Origin of the sequence: Streptococcus oralis (genome assembly GCF_001578935.1) — a bacterium.
Taxonomy (GTDB): domain Bacteria; phylum Bacillota; class Bacilli; order Lactobacillales; family Streptococcaceae; genus Streptococcus; species Streptococcus oralis_R.
In genome coordinates this window covers 951,936-970,322 of sequence record NZ_KQ969521.1, presented here as the reverse complement: position 1 = coordinate 970,322, position 18,387 = coordinate 951,936, and the positions used below count along the sequence as shown (strand labels likewise).

Annotated in this window: 18 protein-coding genes, 1 pseudogene and 1 riboswitch; of the genes and pseudogenes, 12 read left to right on the top strand and 7 right to left on the bottom strand. The window is 42.6% G+C overall.

The window, feature by feature from the left end; translation table 11 throughout:
- Window positions 1-16: 16 nt before the first annotated feature.
- Window positions 17-1,651: an N-acetylmuramoyl-L-alanine amidase gene (locus SORDD15_RS04845; protein ID WP_061414959.1), complete on the bottom strand. Its 1,635-nt coding sequence runs from the start codon at window positions 1,649-1,651 to the stop codon at window positions 17-19.
- A gap of 43 nt (window positions 1,652-1,694) precedes the next feature.
- Window positions 1,695-2,603, bottom strand: coding sequence for a LysR family transcriptional regulator (locus tag SORDD15_RS04840; protein WP_061414956.1), 909 nt, complete (start codon window positions 2,601-2,603; stop codon window positions 1,695-1,697).
- Between the two features lie 102 nt (window positions 2,604-2,705).
- On the opposite strand from SORDD15_RS04840, the gene SORDD15_RS04835 reads away from it, so the two are divergent.
- Together SORDD15_RS04835 and SORDD15_RS04830 are read left to right on the top strand one after the other, a co-directional pair.
- The gene (locus tag SORDD15_RS04835; protein WP_050540635.1) at window positions 2,706-2,936 is read left to right on the top strand and encodes a YqgQ family protein; all 231 of its coding nucleotides are present in this window, start codon (window positions 2,706-2,708) and stop codon (window positions 2,934-2,936) included.
- A complete protein-coding gene (locus SORDD15_RS04830; RefSeq protein WP_061414953.1) occupies window positions 2,936-3,319 on the top strand; it encodes a rhodanese-like domain-containing protein in 384 nt (127 codons plus the stop codon). Before SORDD15_RS04835 ends, SORDD15_RS04830 begins: the two co-directional genes overlap by 1 nt.
- 27 nt (window positions 3,320-3,346) lie before the next feature.
- Here the strand turns inward: SORDD15_RS04830 and SORDD15_RS04825 are convergent, their stop codons facing one another.
- On the bottom strand, window positions 3,347-4,078 hold the full coding sequence (locus tag SORDD15_RS04825) for a 16S rRNA pseudouridine(516) synthase (RefSeq protein ID WP_061414950.1): 732 nt from the start codon (window positions 4,076-4,078) through the stop codon (window positions 3,347-3,349).
- Window positions 4,079-4,237: 159 nt separating this feature from the next.
- Here SORDD15_RS04825 and typA point away from each other — a divergent pair, with 159 nt between their 5' ends.
- From typA to pyrE, 7 genes and pseudogenes are all read left to right on the top strand, one after another.
- On the top strand, window positions 4,238-6,079 hold the full coding sequence (typA, locus tag SORDD15_RS04820) for a translational GTPase TypA (protein ID WP_061414946.1): 1,842 nt from the start codon (window positions 4,238-4,240) through the stop codon (window positions 6,077-6,079).
- A 19-nt stretch (window positions 6,080-6,098) separates the two neighbouring features.
- Window positions 6,099-6,353 (top strand): DUF3165 family protein, encoded by a 255-nt coding sequence (locus SORDD15_RS04815; RefSeq protein WP_000262663.1) that lies wholly within the window; start codon window positions 6,099-6,101, stop codon window positions 6,351-6,353.
- A gap of 117 nt (window positions 6,354-6,470) precedes the next feature.
- Entirely contained in the window at window positions 6,471-7,823 is a 1,353-nt protein-coding gene (murD, locus tag SORDD15_RS04810; protein ID WP_061414944.1) for a UDP-N-acetylmuramoyl-L-alanine--D-glutamate ligase, read from the top strand.
- A 1-nt stretch (window position 7,824) separates the two neighbouring features.
- On the top strand, window positions 7,825-8,883 hold the full coding sequence (locus SORDD15_RS04805) for a UDP-N-acetylglucosamine--N-acetylmuramyl-(pentapeptide) pyrophosphoryl-undecaprenol N-acetylglucosamine transferase (RefSeq protein ID WP_061414941.1): 1,059 nt from the start codon (window positions 7,825-7,827) through the stop codon (window positions 8,881-8,883).
- A gap of 9 nt (window positions 8,884-8,892) precedes the next feature.
- Window positions 8,893-10,072: pseudogene (locus SORDD15_RS04800) on the top strand (cell division protein FtsQ/DivIB).
- A gap of 244 nt (window positions 10,073-10,316) precedes the next feature.
- Complete coding sequence (pyrF, locus tag SORDD15_RS04795) at window positions 10,317-11,012, top strand: orotidine-5'-phosphate decarboxylase (protein WP_061414938.1); 696 nt, start codon at window positions 10,317-10,319, stop codon at window positions 11,010-11,012.
- Between the two features lie 39 nt (window positions 11,013-11,051).
- Complete coding sequence (gene pyrE, locus SORDD15_RS04790; protein WP_036755409.1) at window positions 11,052-11,684, top strand: orotate phosphoribosyltransferase; 633 nt, start codon at window positions 11,052-11,054, stop codon at window positions 11,682-11,684.
- A 59-nt stretch (window positions 11,685-11,743) separates the two neighbouring features.
- On the opposite strand, the gene SORDD15_RS04785 is transcribed toward pyrE, so the two are convergent.
- Genes SORDD15_RS04785 through SORDD15_RS04770 form a run of 4 tightly spaced genes read right to left on the bottom strand, consistent with a single transcriptional unit; the run spans window position 11,744 to window position 14,698 of the window.
- Complete coding sequence (locus tag SORDD15_RS04785) at window positions 11,744-12,610, bottom strand: cysteine ABC transporter substrate-binding protein (protein ID WP_061414935.1); 867 nt, start codon at window positions 12,608-12,610, stop codon at window positions 11,744-11,746.
- Window positions 12,611-12,621: 11 nt separating this feature from the next.
- A complete protein-coding gene (locus SORDD15_RS04780; RefSeq protein WP_061414933.1) occupies window positions 12,622-13,380 on the bottom strand; it encodes an amino acid ABC transporter ATP-binding protein in 759 nt (252 codons plus the stop codon).
- Window positions 13,381-14,058 (bottom strand): amino acid ABC transporter permease, encoded by a 678-nt coding sequence (locus tag SORDD15_RS04775; protein WP_061414930.1) that lies wholly within the window; start codon window positions 14,056-14,058, stop codon window positions 13,381-13,383.
- A complete protein-coding gene (locus tag SORDD15_RS04770; RefSeq protein ID WP_061415685.1) occupies window positions 14,018-14,698 on the bottom strand; it encodes an amino acid ABC transporter permease in 681 nt (226 codons plus the stop codon). The genes SORDD15_RS04775 and SORDD15_RS04770 overlap by 41 nt, the downstream gene beginning before the upstream one ends.
- Before the next feature lie 209 nt (window positions 14,699-14,907).
- Between SORDD15_RS04770 and lctO the strand changes: the two genes are divergently transcribed.
- From lctO to SORDD15_RS04755, 3 genes are all read left to right on the top strand, one after another.
- A complete protein-coding gene (gene lctO, locus SORDD15_RS04765; RefSeq protein ID WP_061414928.1) occupies window positions 14,908-16,044 on the top strand; it encodes an L-lactate oxidase in 1,137 nt (378 codons plus the stop codon).
- A gap of 148 nt (window positions 16,045-16,192) precedes the next feature.
- Window positions 16,193-16,281, top strand: a riboswitch (TPP riboswitch).
- A gap of 158 nt (window positions 16,282-16,439) precedes the next feature.
- Window positions 16,440-17,000, top strand: a complete 561-nt coding sequence (locus SORDD15_RS04760) for an ECF transporter S component (RefSeq protein WP_038805710.1) — start codon at window positions 16,440-16,442, stop codon at window positions 16,998-17,000.
- Window positions 17,001-18,386, top strand: a complete 1,386-nt coding sequence (locus SORDD15_RS04755) for an ATP-binding cassette domain-containing protein (protein ID WP_061414925.1) — start codon at window positions 17,001-17,003, stop codon at window positions 18,384-18,386. It begins immediately after the preceding gene.
- Window position 18,387: the final 1 nt, after the last annotated feature.

The following is an 18,387-nucleotide window of genomic DNA, read 5'->3' as shown; positions in this document are numbered from 1 at the left end:
CATTTCTCGAGACTTTTTATCGACCAGCGTAATATTTTTGGATCCCTTTCACGATGCCTGCGACCAGTTTATCTTGGTAGTGGCTATCTCTGATTTGTTGGTTTTCGGAGAAATTATCCATATAACCAAGCTCTAGGAGAACGGCTGGTTTGGCTGTTTCGCGTAGTACGGCATAGCTGCTTTCCAATAAGCCAGCATCCTTGGCCCCTGTTTCTGCTAGAAGAGAGGAGTGGATGGCAGCGGCGAGGCGTTTGCTTTCACTCATACGATCTGGGTGATTGTGCCAGTATTTATTAATCTTACTTGGATAATCAGGTTCATCGCTATAGGAGTAGGTTTGAATACCGCTCGCTTTTGAGTAGGTATTACCAGTAGCGTTGAAGTGAATACTGATAAAAATATCAGAGTTGGTCTTATTAACCATACGAGAACGTTCGGTAACAAAATCAACGTCAATATCACTATCACGAGAAGTGAGGACCTTGTAGCCTAGTTCTTCTAACTTAGTACGAAGCTTACGGTAAATCTGCATGTTGAGATCTTTTTCAGCTACATTGTAGTAAAAAGCTCCTGAATCTCGACCACCATGCCCAGGGTCTAGGAAAATGGTATTGCTGTATAGGCCTTTTGTAAATCCGCCTTCAGTTGAAACTTCAGAAATCCATTGGCCGTATTTTTGGAACAAGTGTTCTTTACCGTCTATCTTGTAAGTTCCTGATACATAGTGCCCGCTATCATCTAAGTAGTAACGTGCTTTATCAGAGTTATCGTAAATCCATTCGCTCTTTGCCATGTAACCACCTGACTTGAGGTAGTATGCTCCAATCCACTCCTGCTTTGCATAACGGCCATCCGCTTTTAGATAGAACCAGCTGTTGTAGGTTTTGTCAAAAATCCATTCTTTTTCAGCCATTGCTCCACTTGCTTTTAGATAGTAGCTTCCTTTCCATTTGTTGGAAAGCATGACGCCATTTTGTTCAAAGGCATACCAAGTTCCTTTGATTTTCTCCCATTTGTCGTGAATATATTTTCCATATTCATTAGCGTAATACCAATTTTGGTCGATCTTCACCCAGGAGTTTTCTGCCATAGCACCGCTACTGCCAAGCAGATAAGCATCAATAGTGGTTTTACTGAGCATAACCCCGTCTTTGTCAAAGTAGTACCATTTGCCGTTTACTTTTTCCCATTTTTGTTGAATGATTTTTCCAGACTCACTAGCGTAGTACCATTTGTTGTTAAGAGCTGTCCAGCCATTTTCTACCAGGATGCCCTCTTTGTTGAGAACATAGCCATCAAAGATAGTATCACTAAGTCGGTTGCCTTCATGGTCAAAATAGTACCATTTGTTTTGAATTTTTTTCCATTTTAAAACAGGTTGATTGTTTTCATAGAAACGCCATTGATTGTCTTCTTTCTGCCATCCTTCTTTTTTAGGAGCTTCTTCTTTGATTTTCTCCGTAGCTTTTTCTTTTGGAAGTGTTTCTGATTTAGAGTTTTCCTCAACACTAGACTCTTTCTTTTCTTCTTTGGCAATTGCTTCCTTGACAGCAGATGTGGATTGAGTTGTGTTTTCTTCTCCTAAGACGGATGCGGGTGCTAATCCTGCGATTGAAAGGATTAAAGCACTGGTCAGTAGTATCTTTTTCACTTTCTATTTCCTAACTTTTTCTTTTCCCTTTTTCATTTTTCTATTAATTATCGAATTGAACTTCTTCTAGTAAGTATTCGATAAAGCGTTCGCCCATCTTAGACAGGCTGGTTTTTTCATGCTGGATATAGACCAGTTCAATGGGGTCATCAATGTCCAGTGGGATGGAAACGATGTTATCTCCATTGAGATTACTGTTCAAGATCCCCGTTGCAATGGTGTAACCATCCAAACCAATCAAGAGGTTAAAGAGGGTGGCACGGTCACTGACTACGATGGATTTCTTGTGGTGCTCTTGTGAAAGAATCTCCTCTGAAAAGTAGAAGGAGTTGTGCGTCCCTTGGTCATAACTGAGGTAAGGAAAGTTTTCCAAATCAGATAGTTTCACCTTGCCTTTCTTTGCCAGAGGATTGGTCTTGCTGACAAAGATATGGGGCTGGGCTGTAAAGAGATGGTGAGCTAGCAGGTGATTGTCATCTAGCATCTTCGTTAAAACATCGCGGTTGTAGCTGTTTAAAAAGAGGACACCGACCTCGCTACGGAAGTTCTTGACGTCATCGATAATCTCCCAGGTCCGAGTTTCACGAAGGAAGAGCTCGTATTTCTCCATATCACTTTTCTTGAGCAAGGAGACAAAGGCATTGACTACAAAGGCATAGTGCTGAGAGGAAACGCTGAAAAGTTCGCGGTGGGCGATAGGATTTTTATAGCGTTCCTCCAGAAGCTGAGTTTGCTCAACGACCTGACGGGCATAGGAGAGAAACTCCATCCCATCACGGGTTAAGGTAATACCCTTGGGATTGCGGATAAAGATTTCAATACCCATTTCATTTTCCAAGTCTCGAACAGCATTAGAGAGACTGGGTTGAGTGATAAAGAGTTGCTTGGCTGCCTCATTCATAGAGCCAGTTTCGACGATTTTGATAATATAGTGTAGTTGTTGAATTCTCATGTTTTTATTGTACCATACTTGCGGAAGAATGGGCAATGAAGACGAAGAAAATAGGGGGAAAGAGCCTGTCCAGTATTGAAAAAAAGTCTAGAATCTGCTAAAATGGAAGCTATGAAAACATTCTATGATGTGCAGCAATTTCTCAAACAATTTGGCATTATTGTTTACATGGGGAAGCGCTTGTATGATATTGAACTGATGAAGCTCGAACTCTCTCGGATCTATGATGCAGGTCTGATGGACAAGCTAGATTACCTAGAAGCGGAAGCTGTTCTTCGTAGAGAGCACAAGATAGAATTAGACTACATAGAGAAAAATGGAGAAATGAACTAATGGTTACTTGGATTTTGTGGGCACTTATACTGGCAATGGTGGCATGGATGGGCTATAACTACCTTCGTATTCGTCGTGCGGCTAAGATTGTGGACAATGCAGAATTTGAAGCCTTGATTCGGAAAGGGCAATTGATTGATGTCCGTGAACCAGCAGAATTTCACAGAAAACATATCCTCGGAGCTCGCAATATTCCTTCAAATCAGTTGAAGTCAAGCCTTGCAGCACTTCGCAAGGATAAACCTGTCCTTCTCTACGAAAACCAACGCGGACAACGAGTGACCAATGCAGCTCTCTATCTGAAAAAACAAGGTTTCTCTGAGATTTATATCCTTTCTTATGGGTTGGATTCTTGGAACGGGAGAGTCAAAGTTGAGAAATAAGAAAACGAGCTTGGATATTTTCCGAGCTCATTTTTTAACCACTTTTCTGAGAAATTCACGAATGTTTGCTAATTCTTGGGAGTTTAGGGGGCGATAATCTCCTTCTTTTAGATTGTCATCCAAACTCCAAGGCCCAAAATGGACTCGTTTTAGGGCAGTCACCTTGACACCAACCGAGAGAAACATTTTCTTGACTTGATGAAATTTGCCCTCAGAGATAGTGATGGAGGCATGGCTCTCTGTTGGGCTTGTGTCTAGAATTTCGAGCTGAGCAGGTTTACAAGTGGTTCCGTCTAAAAAGACGATTCCTTCCTTAAACAGTCGGATATGGTCTGGTGTGAGAAGTCCGTTGACCACCACTTGATAGGATTTATCGACATGGTACTGGGGATGGAGGAGCTGAAAGCCCAAGGGACCGTTATCTGTCAAGAGGAGGAGTCCCGTCGTATCACGGTCTAATCTGCCGACAGCATAGAGCTGGTCAGACTGGATGTCAAGTGGAAGGAGGTCCATGACGGTTGGTAGGTCCTTATCCTGACTGGCTGTTACCACTCCACCTGGTTTATGAAGCATGAGGTAGTTGTGCTCGTAGCCTTGGATTTGCCGTCCTTGAAAGACTAATTTCTGTAATCCAGTATCGACATTTTGAGCCAGGGAGCGAGCTGGACAATTGTCCACTAGGATTTCTTTTTTCAAAAGTGCCTGTTTCATAGCCTTGCGACTGACCTTTTCTTGGGCTAATAATCTATCTAAACGCATACCAGCTTATCTTATCATAAGTCTCTGACTTTGAAAAGAGTTGCCTTGACTAGAAAAGCAGAGTGAAAACATTTACACTTAGCTGAACTGTGATTTTTGAATGAGACTGTGGTATAATTGTTCAGTTAGAAATAAAAATTTAAAATATTAGAGGAAATCATGACAAAATTAAGAGAAGATATCCGTAACATTGCGATTATCGCCCACGTTGACCACGGTAAAACAACCCTCGTTGATGAATTGTTGAAACAATCTTCAACATTGGATGCTCGTACAGAGTTGGCAGAGCGTGCTATGGACTCAAACGATATCGAAAAAGAGCGCGGTATTACGATCCTTGCTAAAAATACAGCCGTTGCTTACAACGGAACTCGTATCAATATCATGGACACACCAGGACACGCGGACTTTGGTGGAGAAGTTGAGCGTATCATGAAAATGGTTGACGGTGTTGTCTTGGTCGTAGATGCCTACGAAGGAACTATGCCACAGACTCGTTTCGTATTGAAGAAAGCCTTGGAACAAGATCTCGTCCCAATCGTGGTTGTCAACAAAATCGACAAACCATCAGCTCGTCCAGCAGAAGTAGTGGACGAAGTCTTGGAACTCTTCATCGAGCTTGGTGCAGATGATGACCAGCTTGATTTCCCAGTTGTTTATGCTTCAGCGATTAACGGAACATCTTCATTGTCAGACGATCCAGCTGATCAAGAAAAAACAATGGCGCCAATCTTTGACACCATTATCGACCATATCCCAGCCCCAGTAGATAACTCAGATGAGCCTTTGCAGTTCCAAGTGTCACTTTTGGACTACAATGACTTCGTAGGTCGTATCGGTATCGGTCGTGTCTTCCGTGGTACTGTGAAGGTTGGTGACCAAGTTACCCTTTCTAAACTAGATGGCACAACCAAAAACTTCCGTGTTACAAAACTCTTTGGTTTCTTTGGCTTGGAGCGTCGTGAAATCAATGAAGCCAAAGCGGGTGACTTGATTGCCGTATCCGGTATGGAAGATATCTTTGTTGGTGAAACCATTACACCGACAGATGCAGTTGAGCCTCTTCCAATCCTACACATCGATGAGCCAACGCTTCAAATGACTTTCTTGGTAAACAACTCACCATTTGCTGGTCGCGAAGGGAAATGGGTAACTTCTCGTAAGGTAGAAGAACGCCTGCAGGCCGAACTGCAAACAGACGTATCCCTTCGTGTTGATCCAACAGATTCACCAGACAAGTGGACAGTTTCAGGTCGTGGCGAATTGCACTTGTCAATCCTGATCGAAACCATGCGTCGTGAAGGGTATGAGTTACAAGTATCTCGTCCAGAAGTTATCGTAAAAGAAATCGATGGTGTTAAATGTGAACCATTTGAGCGTGTACAAATCGACACACCAGAAGAATACCAAGGATCTGTTATCCAAAGTCTTTCTGAACGTAAGGGTGAAATGTTGGATATGATCTCAACTGGGAATGGTCAAACTCGTTTGGTCTTCCTTGTTCCAGCACGTGGTTTGATCGGTTACTCAACTGAGTTCTTGTCAATGACTCGTGGTTACGGTATCATGAACCACACCTTTGACCAATACTTGCCATTGATTCCAGGGGAAATTGGGGGACGTCACCGTGGTGCCCTTGTTTCCATCGATGCTGGTAAGGCTACAACTTACTCAATCATGTCTATCGAAGAACGCGGTACGATCTTTGTCAACCCAGGTACTGAGGTTTACGAAGGAATGATCATCGGTGAAAACTCTCGTGAAAACGACTTGACAGTTAACATCACTAAGGCGAAACAAATGACCAACGTTCGTTCAGCTACCAAGGACCAAACAGCTGTTATCAAGACACCTCGTATCTTGACCCTTGAAGAGTCACTTGAGTTCTTGAACGACGATGAGTACATGGAAGTAACGCCTGAGTCTATCCGTTTGCGTAAGCAAATTCTCAACAAGGCAGAGCGCGAGAAAGCTAACAAAAAGAAAAAATCAGCTGAATAAGAGCTAGAAAGAGATAAAGATGGTCTATTTAATCATAGGGATACTCTTATTACTACTCTATGTATTTGCGACACCCCAAAGTATCAAAGGAACAGTCAACATCGTTATCTTGGTCTTTGTAGTTGTTGCACTCTTGATTTTGCTGATGTTGTCCATCTTGCAAATCTTCCAATTACCGACAGAATTCTTTGTCACAATCGCTATGCTGGCCCTAGCTTACTTTAGCTTGAGAGACATTACGCTCATGTCTGAAAAAAAGAGCAGAAGAAGATAAATAGAAAGAGAGCTATGGCTCTCTTTTTCAATGTCAGAATGAGGACTAGAGCATTTTCGTTTAGTATTATTTCCATAAAAATGGTAAAATAGTAGGAGTAGAAATGGAGTTTGAGACATGAAAGTAATCGATCAATTTAAAAATAAGAAAGTCCTTGTTTTAGGTTTGGCTAAGTCTGGTGAGTCTGCGGCCCGTTTGTTGGACAAGCTGGGAGCTATTGTGACAGTAAATGACGGCAAGCCTTTTGAGGAAAATCCTGCTGCTCAAAGCTTGCTAGAAGAGGGAATCAAGGTTGTCACTGGTGGGCATCCTTTGGAACTCTTGGATGAAGATTTTGCTCTGATGGTGAAAAATCCAGGTATCCCGTATAGCAATCCCATGATTGAGAAGGCTCTGGCAAAGGGGATTCCAGTCTTGACTGAGGTGGAATTGGCTTATTTAATCTCAGAAGCGCCAATTATCGGTATCACTGGTTCAAATGGGAAAACAACTACAACGACGATGATTGGGGAAGTTTTAACTGCTGCTGGTCAAGGTGGTCTCTTATCAGGAAATATCGGCTATCCTGCTAGTCAAGTGGCTCAAACTGCGACAGCCAAGGACACGCTTGTCATGGAACTTTCTTCTTTCCAACTGATGGGTGTTCAAGAATTCCATCCTGAGATTGCAGTCATTACCAACCTCATGCCAACTCATATCGACTACCATGGTTCTTTTGAGGAATATGTAGCAGCTAAGTGGAATATCCAAAATAATATGACAGCGGATGATTTTCTTATCTTGAACTTTAACCAAGACTTGGCAAAAGAACTGGCTAGCAAAACACAAGCCGCTGTTGTTCCATTTTCAACACAGGAAAAGGTTGATGGAGCTTATCTGGAAGATGGTCAACTCTACTTCCGTGGAGAAGTGGTTATGGCAGCTGATGAAATCGGAGTTCCAGGTAGCCATAATGTGGAAAATGCCCTTGCGACCATTGCAGTAGCCAAGCTTCGTGGTGTAGACAACCAAACCATCAAGGAAACTCTTTCAGCCTTTGGTGGTGTCAAACACCGTCTCCAATTTGTAGATGAGATCAAGGGGGTCAAATTCTATAACGATAGCAAATCAACCAATATCTTGGCTACTCAAAAAGCCTTGTCAGGATTTGACAACAGCAAGGTTATCTTGATTGCAGGTGGTTTGGACCGGGGCAATGAGTTTGACGAATTGGTGCCAGATATCACAGGCCTCAAGCAGATGGTTATCCTCGGTCAGTCTGCAGAACGTGTCAAACGGGCAGCGGATAAGGCTGGTGTGGCTTATGTAGATGCGACAGATATTGCTGATGCGACCCGCAAGGCTTATGAGCTCGCGACTCAAGGAGATGTGGTTCTCCTCAGTCCTGCCAATGCTAGCTGGGATATGTATGCTAACTTTGAAGCACGTGGCGACCTCTTTATCGACACAGTAGCGGAGTTAAAGGAATAATATGAAAAAAATTGTCTTTACAGGTGGGGGGACGGTTGGACATGTTACCCTCAACCTTTTGTTAATGCCTAAGTTCATCGAAGACGGCTGGGAAGTTCACTATATCGGTGACAAGCATGGAATCGAACACCAAGAAATCCTCAAGTCAGGTCTGGACGTGACCTTCCATTCCATTGCGACTGGGAAGTTGCGTCGCTATTTCTCTTGGCAAAATATGCTGGATGTCTTTAAAGTTGGTTGGGGAATTGTCCAATCATTCTTTATCATATTACGACTGCGTCCACAGGCTCTTTTTTCAAAAGGAGGATTTGTCTCTGTACCGCCGGTTATCGCAGCGCGAGTGTCAGGAGTGCCTGTCTTTATTCATGAATCTGACCTTTCTATGGGCTTGGCCAATAAAATCGCCTATAAATTTGCGACCAAGATGTATTCAACCTTTGAGCAGGCTTCAAGTTTGTCTAAGGTCGAGCATGTGGGGGCAGTGACCAAGGTTTCAGACCAAAAAACTCCTGAACCAGATGAATTGGTGGATATCCAAACCCACTTTAATCCTAAATTGCCAACGGTATTGTTTGTTGGTGGTTCTGCAGGAGCTCGTGTCTTTAACCAATTGGTGACAGATCATAAGCAAGAACTGACAGAGCGCTACAATATTATCAATCTCACTGGAGATTCTAGTCTCAATGAGTTGAGTCAAAATCTCTTTCGTGTTGATTATGTGACGAATCTCTATCAACCCTTGATGGAGATGGCAGATGTGGTGGTAACGCGTGGCGGTGCCAATACGATTTTTGAGCTCTTGGCCATGGCGAAACTCCATCTCATCGTACCATTGGGTCGTGAAGCAAGTCGAGGAGACCAGATTGAAAATGCGGCTTACTTTGTTAAGAAAGGCTATGCAGAAGAACTTCAAGAAAGTGACTTGACCTTGGAAAGCTTGGAGGAGAAACTCAGTCACTTGCTTAGTCACAAGGATCAGTACCAAGCTAGCATGAAAGCTTCGACTGAATTGAAATCTCTTGCAGATTTTTACGATCTACTAAGAAAAGACCTAGCATAAGGAATATCAATGTCAAAGGATAAGAAAAAAGAATCAAACCAGAAGCAAGAATTGTCTGAATGGCAGAAACGAAACCAGGAATACCTGAAGAAGAAGGCTGAGGAAGAAGCTGCCCTAGCTGAAGAGAAGGAAAAGGAAAAACAAGCTCGTAAGGAAGCCAACTCGAAACTATTGGAGGAATCCAAGAAATCATCGAGTGAGTCAGATGAGGAAGCCTCAAGTCCAAGCAAGGAACCATCCGAAAAAGAAGAAAAATCTCAAAAGGATGCCCCTAAAGTCAAAGAGGAAAAAGAGAAGAAGAAAAAGAAAAACCAGAAAAACCAGAAAAACCAGAGAAAGCAGAAAAACCTGCCAAGCCTAAAATTGCGCCTGTTCATATTTGGCGAGCTGTGAGTATCTTGGTACCTAGTGTCCTGGTACTCCTTCTTTCAGTCTATCTATTGACTCCACTTTCGACCATCAAAAATATCGAGGTTAAGGGAAATAGTAACACGCAATCAGATGACATCAAACAGGCTTCTGGGATTCAAGATAGCGACTATACTTTAGTCCTATTGTTGGATAAGGAAACATACGCTGAGCGAATCAAGTCCAATCATTGGATAGAATCAGCGAAGATTAACTATCAATTTCCGACTAACTTTACGATTGAGGTTAAGGAATTTGATATTGTCGGTTATTATGTGTCTGGTGAAGAACATTATCCTATTCTGTCTAGTGGTACAGTAGAGTCAACTCCTGTAAGTCGCTTAAACTTGCCTGAGACTTATCTGACAGTTACCTTTAATGACGAGCAACAGGTGAAAGAACTGATCACAGGATTGTCTACTATCAGTGAGGATATCAAGAGTCAAATCCAGAAAATCGAATTAGCGCCAAGCAAGGCAACAGCAGATCTTTTAAAAATTACTATGCTGGACACAGATGAGGTTTTGGTTCCCTTGTCAGAATTGAGCAAGAAATTGCCTTACTACAGCAAAATCAAGCCCCAATTGACAGAACCGAGTGTAGTCGATATGGAGGCTGGAGCATACAGCTATACCATAGCGGATAAGCTGATAGAAGAAGCAGAAGAAAAAGCCAAACAAGAGGCAAAGGAAGCTGAGAAGAAAAAACAAGAAGAAGAAAAGAAAAACAAGAAGAACAGGGAAATCAAAGCCAAACGAGCCAGCAGTCACAGAGTCGTTAGACTAACTTTTCATCTTGATTTTGAATGGTATAGAAGTCCAGTTTCGAGTTTTTGCTTGACAAGTCCTGCCATAAATAATAGAATAGAAAAAAACCTTTAAAGCAGTCCAGAGAGGCAGCTAAGGTTAGACGGTGAAAGGGTGGACTCTACCCATTTTTCGTGGAACCTTGCTGTTGGCAGGTTCCTTTTTTGTGGTTTGTTTTTGACCATACTCTCTTGCTCGTAAAGGTAAAAGGAGAAATCTATGCGTGAACATCGTCCAGTTATTGCTCTTGATTTTCCTAGTTTTGAGGCGGTCAAGGAATTTTTATCTCTTTTCCCAGCAGAAGAAAGTCTTTATCTAAAAGTGGGGATGGAGCTTTATTATGCGGAAGGTCCAGAAGTTGTCCGTTATTTGAAGTCATTGGGGCATAGTGTCTTTTTGGACCTCAAGCTACATGACATTCCAAATACAGTCAAATCTGCCATGAAGGTCTTGTCTCGGCTTGGTGTGGAGATGACCAATGTTCATGCAGCTGGTGGTGTGGAGATGATGAAGGCTGCGCGTGAAGGTTTGGGGACACAAGCCAAATTGATCGCTGTGACCCAGCTTACATCAACGTCGGAAAGCCAGATGCAGGATTTTCAAAATATCCAAACCAGCCTGCAAGAGTCTGTGATTCACTATGCCAAGAAGACAGCTGAAGCGGGCTTGGATGGTGTCGTTTGCTCAGCTCAGGAAGTCAAGCTTATCAAAGAAGCAACAAGCAAAGACTTTATCTGTTTGACACCGGGAATTCGTCCAGCGGGAGCTGCGGTAGGAGACCAAAAACGTGTCATGACGCCAGCGGATGCCTATCAAATCGGTAGTGACTATATCGTAGTAGGACGTCCCATTACCCAAGCTGAAGATCCTGTTGTAGCTTATCATGCCATCAAGGATGAATGGAACCAAGACTGAAATTAAAGAAATAGATCATAAAAACAAAAGGAGAATACTATGACACTTGCTAAAGATATCGCTAGCCACCTCTTGAAAATCCAAGCCGTTTACCTCAAACCAGAGGAGCCTTTTACTTGGGCATCTGGTATCAAATCGCCGATTTATACTGACAACCGTGTGACGCTTGCCTATCCAGAAACTCGTACTTTGATTGAAAATGGTTTTGTGGAAGCTATTAAAGCAGAATTTCCAGAAGTAGAAGTGATTGCAGGAACTGCGACAGCAGGAATTCCACACGGAGCGATCATTGCTGACAAGATGAACTTGCCTTTTGCCTACATCCGCAGCAAACCAAAAGACCACGGAGCTGGTAATCAAATCGAAGGTCGTGTAGCTCAGGGGCAAAAGATGGTTGTTGTTGAAGACCTCATTTCAACTGGCGGTTCTGTTCTTGAAGCTGTTGCAGCTGCAAAACGCGAAGGAGCAGATGTGCTTGGAGTTGTAGCGATTTTCAGTTATCAATTGCCAAAAGCAGATAAGAACTTTGCGGATGCTGGCGTGAAATTGGTGACACTTTCTAACTACAGTGAGCTTATCCATCTAGCCCAAGAAGAAGGATATATCACGCCAGAAGGACTCGACCTCCTAAAACGCTTTAAAGAAGACCAAGAAAATTGGCAAAATGCTTAAAACATAGAAAATCAGGTAGTCACTAGGATTACCTGATTTCTGTTTATTTTCGAAGAGTATTAATCAACTTTTCCGCCTTCAACAACCAGGTCATCTGCCTTAGCAGCGTCACCGTAGGTTGGGTGAAGTGTTTTTTCATAAGCCTTGTGGAAGAAGTTTTCCTTACCAAGTTTTTCGATTTCTTGGTTGATGTAGTCAAGAAGTTCTTGATTCCCCTTTTGAACTGCTGGCGCAATGGTATCTGGATCACCGAGGGAAGTAATGCCGACTTCAAATCCTTTGTTTTCGAGTGCCCAAGCTAGAACTTCAGTATTGTCAGTAGAGAAGGCATCTCCACGTCTGTCAAGAAGAGCTTGGTAGGCATCGCTATATTGGTCGTATTTTTGAAGCTTGATTTCTGGATGATTCTTTTCAAAATAAGTTTCAGCAGTCGTTCCTTTTGTGACAATCAAGGTTTTACCTTCCAATTGTTTGACATCTGTAATGAGACCAGTCTTAGGTGATACGACACCAAGAGAAACTTTCATGTAAGGAAGGGCAAAGTCAACTTGTTTCTTACGTTCGTCAGTAACTGTGAAGTTGGCAAGTGTGATATCCACCTTGTTTGAAATCAAGTATTCAGCACGGTTGGCAGCATCGACTGAAACGTATTTAACCTTCACACCAAGATCTTGAGCTAATTGGTTCCCGAGTTCAATATCGTATCCTTGGTAAGAACCGTCGTTGTCAACATAACCAAATGGTTTTTTGTCTCCAAATACGGCGATTCTAAGTTCACCGCTTTTTTTGATTTCGTCGATAGTGCGGGCCTTGGCAGTGGTTTTGCCTGATGCAGCATCAGAGTTTCCACCTGAGCTACAAGCTGTGACAAAGATAAGCGCAAAGGCTAGGGCAAAAACAGTTAGAATTGGTTTGAGTAGTTTCATAAAAATCTCCTTTATAGATATGAGCCGAACTGGCTAAAGTCAAAGACGTTTAAAAATTCCTGTGCTCGTTTGGTTTGAGGATTGGTGAAGAATTCCTGAGCTGTTCCTTCTTCAGCAATTTTCCCTTGATCGAGAAAGATAATGCGGTCTGCAATGGCTTGGGCAAACTGCATTTCGTGGGTTACCAGAATCATGGTGCGCCCTTCTTGAGCCAAGTCATTGATGAGTTCCAGAACTTCACGCACCATTTCTGGATCAAGTGAAGCCGTCACTTCGTCAAATAGGATAATTTCTGGATGCATGAGAAGGGCACGGACAATCGCCACTCGTTGTTTCTGTCCACCAGATAATTGGCGAGCAAAACTGTCTTTTTTATCAAGCAAACCCACACGTTCCAGTAGTTGCAAAGCTTCCGCCGTTACTTCTTTCTTGTCTCGTCCCTGAGCTTTGATAGGGCCTAATATGAGGTTTTGAAGGACATCTAGGTGAGGAAAGAGTTCATAACTTTGAAAGACCATGCCAATCTTTTGACGAACCAGGTGAAAGTTTTTCTGATTACCAACAATAGACTGGCCATCCAGAAGAATATCTCCACCTTGTATGGTTTCTAGACCATTGAGGCAACGAAGGAGAGTGCTTTTTCCGCAACCAGATGGTCCTAGAATGACCACAACTTCTCCCTTTTTGATATCCAGAGAAAGGCCTTGGAGGATGGGATTGTCTCCAAAGGATTTTTTTAAGTCCTTGATTTCTAAAATAGTTTCAGACATTTAGTTCCTCCAATGTTTTTCTAAGTGAGTGGATAGTTTGGAAATAGGAAAACAGACTGCGAAATAAAGGACCAGAATGGTTCCATAAATCCAAAAGGAAGCGGTTGGGATGGTCAAGCGATTGCTATCGATGATTTGTTGTCCTACCTTGGTAACTTCAACAACTCCAATCAAAACGACTAAGGAAGTGGTTTTGATCATCCGAGTAACCAGATTGATGGCCTGCGGAAGCAATCTTCTCAAGACCTGTGGAACGATAATATGATAGTAAAGTTGGAAGTTGGTCAAGCCCAGAGCCTGTCCGCTTTCAAACTGATGTTTAGGGAGGGAAGTGATAGCTCCACGAACCAAGTCTCCCATTTCAGCTGTACCCCAGAGGGTAAAAACGATAATGGCCGAAGTCTCGCCTGAGATGTTGATATTAAAGTTTCGAGCCAAGCCGAAATAAACTATGAAAAGTAATACCAGCTGGGGCATGATACGGATAAATTCCAGATAAAAACGTGTTAAAAAACGAATAACTCTAGAATGGGAGGTCATGATGATTCCCATGACTGTTCCGAAAATCATTGATAGAAGGACAGAGAGAATGGAAATTCCAATCGTGACACCCAATCCTTGTAAGATTCGCAGGAGATTATTTCCCTGAAAGAGTACTTGCATTCCCGAATCCTGCATGGCGGAGCCTCCTTTCTATCCAGCTAAAGATCAGTGAGACAGGCAGTAGCATGATCAGATAAGCAATTACCAACATGGCTAATGCAATGTCTGTCTCATAGTAGAGCCCAATCAAGTCCTTGGCGACGTACATGAGATCGGCTAAGGCTACCGCAGAGAAAACTGAGGTTTCTTTGATGAGAAAAATGACATTGGCACTAAAGGACGGTAGGGCTACCGCAGTCGCTTGCGGAAGAACCACATAGCGAAAGACCTGTACAGGAGTTAGACCGATGGCTAAACCAATCTCGTGCTGGGTTTGACTGACGGCTTCTAGCCCACTTCGGAAAGATTCTGCCATATAGGAGCCACCTAAAAAGATGAGCCCAACTGTTGCACAGACTTCTGAAGAAAGAACAATCCCTATTCGGGGAAGCCCGAAATAGAGGAAGAAGAGCTGAATCAAAAGGGGCGTGTTTCGTGACAATTCTATATAAGCTGTTGCTAGCTGTGAAAAGATAGGAACATGATAATGCCGAATGACACTAACGATTAGACCAACAAGAAAAGAACCCAAAATTCCCCAAACTGCGATATGTAAGGTCAGAAAGAATGCCTTTTGATAGAGTGGTAAATATTGTTCAACAATGGACCAATCCAAAATAGAACCTCCCATCTAGGAATAATATAGCTATTGTAGCACTAAAGGGCATGTTTGGATAATATGAATTTTTTATCACAATGATAGAAAATATTTATCATGTTTGTGATTTGAAATTTCCAGACAAAATTTTTGAAAGGATTCTGAAAAAGAGGTAAGATAGTTTATGTAAGAAAAAGTAAACGCTTACTTAACAAGGAGGACACTTTATGTCATATAAAACAAGCAATGCAGAAGGACCTGTAGATTTTATTAACACTTATGATTTGGAGCCAATGGCGCAACAAGTCATTCCTAAAGCTGCCTTTGGTTATATCGCTAGTGGAGCAGAGGATACTTTCACCTTACGCGAGAACATCCGTGCCTTTAACCACAAACTGATTGTTCCTCATACGCTTTGTGATGTTGAAAATCCAAGTACAGAGATTGAATTTGCAGGTGAAAAATTATCTTCACCAATTATTATGGCGCCTGTTGCGGCTCATAAATTGGCAAATGAACAAGGTGAAGTGGCTACTGCGCGTGGTGTGCATGAGTTTGGTTCTCTTTATACAACTAGTTCCTACTCTACCGTTGACCTTCCAGAAATTACGGAAGCTCTTCAAGGAACACCTCATTGGTTCCAATTTTACTTTAGTAAGGATGACGGCATTAACCGCCATATCATGGACCGTGTGAAGGCTGAAGGCTACAAAGCGATTGTCTTGACGGCAGATGCAACTGTAGGGGGCAATCGTGAGGTTGATAAGCGCAATGGTTTTGTCTTCCCAGTTGGCATGCCGATTGTTGAGGAATACCTGCCAGAAGGTGCTGGAAAATCAATGGACTTTGTTTACAAGTCAGCCAAACAACGCTTGTCTCCACGTGATGTCGAATTTATCGCTACATACTCAGGTCTTCCTGTCTATGTCAAGGGGCCTCAATGCCGTGAGGACGTTGAACGTTCGCTTGCCGCAGGTGCTTCTGGTATCTGGGTAACCAACCACGGTGGCCGCCAAATCGACGGTGGACCAGCATCCTTTGACTCGCTTCAAGAAGTAGCAGAAGCAGTTGATAAACGTGTACCAATTGTCTTTGACTCTGGTGTTCGTCGCGGTCAGCACGTCTTTAAAGCCTTGGCTTCAGGAGCAGACTTGGTAGCTATTGGTCGCCCTGTGATTTATGGTTTGGCTCTTGGTGGTAGTGTGGGTGTACGTCAAGTCTTTGAACACTTGAATGCAGAATTGAAGACAGTCATGCAGTTATCTGGAACTCAGACTATTGAAGATGTCAAGCACTTCAAACTCCGTCACAATCCGTACAATCCATCCTTCCCAGTTGATTCACGTGATTTGAAGTTGTATTGATAAAGTAGAAAGTCTCCATTTGATGTGGAGATTTTTCTTCGTGTATAGAAAGATTAAATCATTATCAGAAACTATATAAATATATTTTCCAGTCAAATATCTTGCTAGGGCTTTCAAATTCTGTTATACTGGTCCAGTAATAAAATAATAAAGACATTTGGGGTGCTTTAGGCTGAGATGATACCCATTGAACCTGATACAGTTAAGACTGGCGAAGGGAAATGTGAAAAGTTTTTTTTCGTATGTCGAAAAGAACTGTCTAATCTTGTAAGGTAAACTCTAATTCTCGTTTGTAATTGGAGTTTTTTTGTTTATCAAAAGAGGATAGACTTGACGGCAAGCCTTTTGGTAGCTCTCCTTGAATGCCTCACGTTTCTTTAAAAAAGGAGTTTTTTATGTTGAAAAAATGGCAGTTAAAAGATGTGATCTTGCTTGCTTTCTTGTCTATCTTTTTTGGTGGCGTTTTTGTGGGTTCCGGCTATCTGTTTGATATCCTCACTCTGATCTTGGCCCCTCTTGGTTTGCAGGCCTTTGCCAATGAAATCCTCTTTGGTCTTTGGTGTATGGCTGCGCCCATTGCAGCTATCTTTGTTCCAAGAGTCGGAAGTGCAACGATTGGAGAAGTGCTCGCTGCGCTTGCTGAAGTCCTATATGGTAGCCAATTCGGTTTGGGTGCCCTTTTGTCTGGCTTGGTTCAAGGCTTGGGAAGTGAATTTGGTTTTCTTGTGACCAAGAATCGCTATGAAAGTTGGCTCTCTCTAACTGCTAATAGTATTGGGATTACGCTTGTTAGCTTTGTCTATGAATACATTAAATTAGGTTATTACGCCTTTTCCCTTCCTTTTGTGCTTTCCTTGCTTGTGGTTCGTTTTATTTCCGTCTTTTTCTTCTGTACCATCTTGGTTCGTGCTATTGTCAAACTCTATCATCAGTTTGCAGCTGGAGGAAAGGCGTAGATGGGGCTGGAACTACGGGGAATTCAGTCCCCAATCTTTTCGGAGTCGATTGATTTTACTTTTCACGCGCAAGCCTTTACCTTGTTAGTTGGGAGCAGTGGTTCAGGAAAATCTAGCCTCTTTCAATTCATTGCCCAAGTCAGTTCTCTTCCCTATAGTGGTCAAGTCCTGATAGATGGGAGCGAGGTCAGTCAGCTTTCTATCGTCGAACGTGTCCAGACGGTTGGTATTCTCTTTCAAAATCCCAATCATCAATTCACCATGGAGAACTTGTTTGAAGAGCTGGTTTTTACTTTGGAGAATATTGGGCATCCCGTTCAGGAGATTGATTCTAAAATAGCTGAGGTGATCCAGCAATGTCGCTGCATGGCGATCTTGCACCGTCCCATTCATCACTTATCAGGTGGTGAAAAGCAGAAAGCTGCTTTGGCTGTTCTCTTTGCCATGAATCCTAGGGTCTATCTCTTGGATGAACCCTTTGCTTCCATTGACCGAAGAAGTAGGCTGGAGATCCTAGAGATTCTGAAAGAGTTGGCCTCTAATGGGAAGACAGTCATCCTGTGCGACCATGATTTAACGGACTATGGAGCCTACATTGACCATATAGTGGAGCTGAGAGATGGACAGCTAAGGGAAGTTTTTCAAATCCCTACCTCTGAGATGACACAGGTTGCTTCAAAGAAAGTTGCTTCTAGCCCAGAACTATTCCATATAGACCGTATGACGTGTGAGCTGGGTAATCGCCCTCTCTTTTCGATTGCTGATTTTACTATCTACCAAGGAATTTCCTGTATCTTGGGTGATAATGGTGTTGGGAAATCAACCCTCTTTCGCTCCATTCTTCAATTTCAAAAGTATAAGGGGTGCATTACTTGGAAGGGGGCGGTTCTCAAAAATAAAAAGAATTTGTATCGTGATCTGACGGGTGTTGTTCAGGAAGCTGAGAAGCAGTTTATTCGAGTCAGTCTGAGAGAGGAACTGCAATTAGATAGTTCAGACTCAAAAAGAAATCAGCGGATTCTCCAAGCATTACAATTTTTTAATTTAGAGCAGGCACTCGATAAGAGTCCTTATCAATTAAGTGGCGGTCAGCAAAAGATTCTTCAGCTATTGACCATCTTGACCAGCAAGGCTTCTGTGATTCTGCTAGATGAACCTTTTGCAAGTTTGGATGATAGAGCTTGCCATTATTTCTGTCAGTGGATTGTGGAGGAGAGCAATCAAGGAAGAAGTTTTCTGATTATTAGCCATCGTTTAGATCCCTTGATTTCTGTGGTTGATTATTGGATCGAGATGACTAGTGAGGGTCTCAGTCATGTGAAAGACGTGACCATCAGCAAACCTCTCAGTTTTCTGAGTAGGAATACTCAAGGGGAGGTGAGGTAGT

Bases quoted from the DNA above. Each gene is read 5' to 3' on its own strand.
- SORDD15_RS04840 (WP_061414956.1), bottom strand. From the start codon at position 2,603: ATGAGAATTCAACAACTACACTATATTATCAAAATCGTCGAAACTGGC.
- SORDD15_RS04835 (WP_050540635.1), top strand. From the start codon at position 2,706: ATGGAAGCTATGAAAACATTCTATGATGTGCAGCAATTTCTCAAACAA.
- SORDD15_RS04830 (WP_061414953.1), top strand. From the start codon at position 2,936: ATGGTTACTTGGATTTTGTGGGCACTTATACTGGCAATGGTGGCATGG.
- SORDD15_RS04825 (WP_061414950.1), bottom strand. From the start codon at position 4,078: ATGCGTTTAGATAGATTATTAGCCCAAGAAAAGGTCAGTCGCAAGGCT.
- typA (WP_061414946.1), top strand. From the start codon at position 4,238: ATGACAAAATTAAGAGAAGATATCCGTAACATTGCGATTATCGCCCAC.
- SORDD15_RS04815 (WP_000262663.1), top strand. From the start codon at position 6,099: ATGGTCTATTTAATCATAGGGATACTCTTATTACTACTCTATGTATTT.
- murD (WP_061414944.1), top strand. From the start codon at position 6,471: ATGAAAGTAATCGATCAATTTAAAAATAAGAAAGTCCTTGTTTTAGGT.
- SORDD15_RS04805 (WP_061414941.1), top strand. From the start codon at position 7,825: ATGAAAAAAATTGTCTTTACAGGTGGGGGGACGGTTGGACATGTTACC.
- pyrF (WP_061414938.1), top strand. From the start codon at position 10,317: ATGCGTGAACATCGTCCAGTTATTGCTCTTGATTTTCCTAGTTTTGAG.
- pyrE (WP_036755409.1), top strand. From the start codon at position 11,052: ATGACACTTGCTAAAGATATCGCTAGCCACCTCTTGAAAATCCAAGCC.
- SORDD15_RS04785 (WP_061414935.1), bottom strand. From the start codon at position 12,610: ATGAAACTACTCAAACCAATTCTAACTGTTTTTGCCCTAGCCTTTGCG.
- SORDD15_RS04780 (WP_061414933.1), bottom strand. From the start codon at position 13,380: ATGTCTGAAACTATTTTAGAAATCAAGGACTTAAAAAAATCCTTTGGA.
- SORDD15_RS04775 (WP_061414930.1), bottom strand. From the start codon at position 14,058: ATGCAGGATTCGGGAATGCAAGTACTCTTTCAGGGAAATAATCTCCTG.
- lctO (WP_061414928.1), top strand. From the start codon at position 14,908: ATGTCATATAAAACAAGCAATGCAGAAGGACCTGTAGATTTTATTAAC.
- SORDD15_RS04760 (WP_038805710.1), top strand. From the start codon at position 16,440: ATGTTGAAAAAATGGCAGTTAAAAGATGTGATCTTGCTTGCTTTCTTG.
- SORDD15_RS04755 (WP_061414925.1), top strand. From the start codon at position 17,001: ATGGGGCTGGAACTACGGGGAATTCAGTCCCCAATCTTTTCGGAGTCG.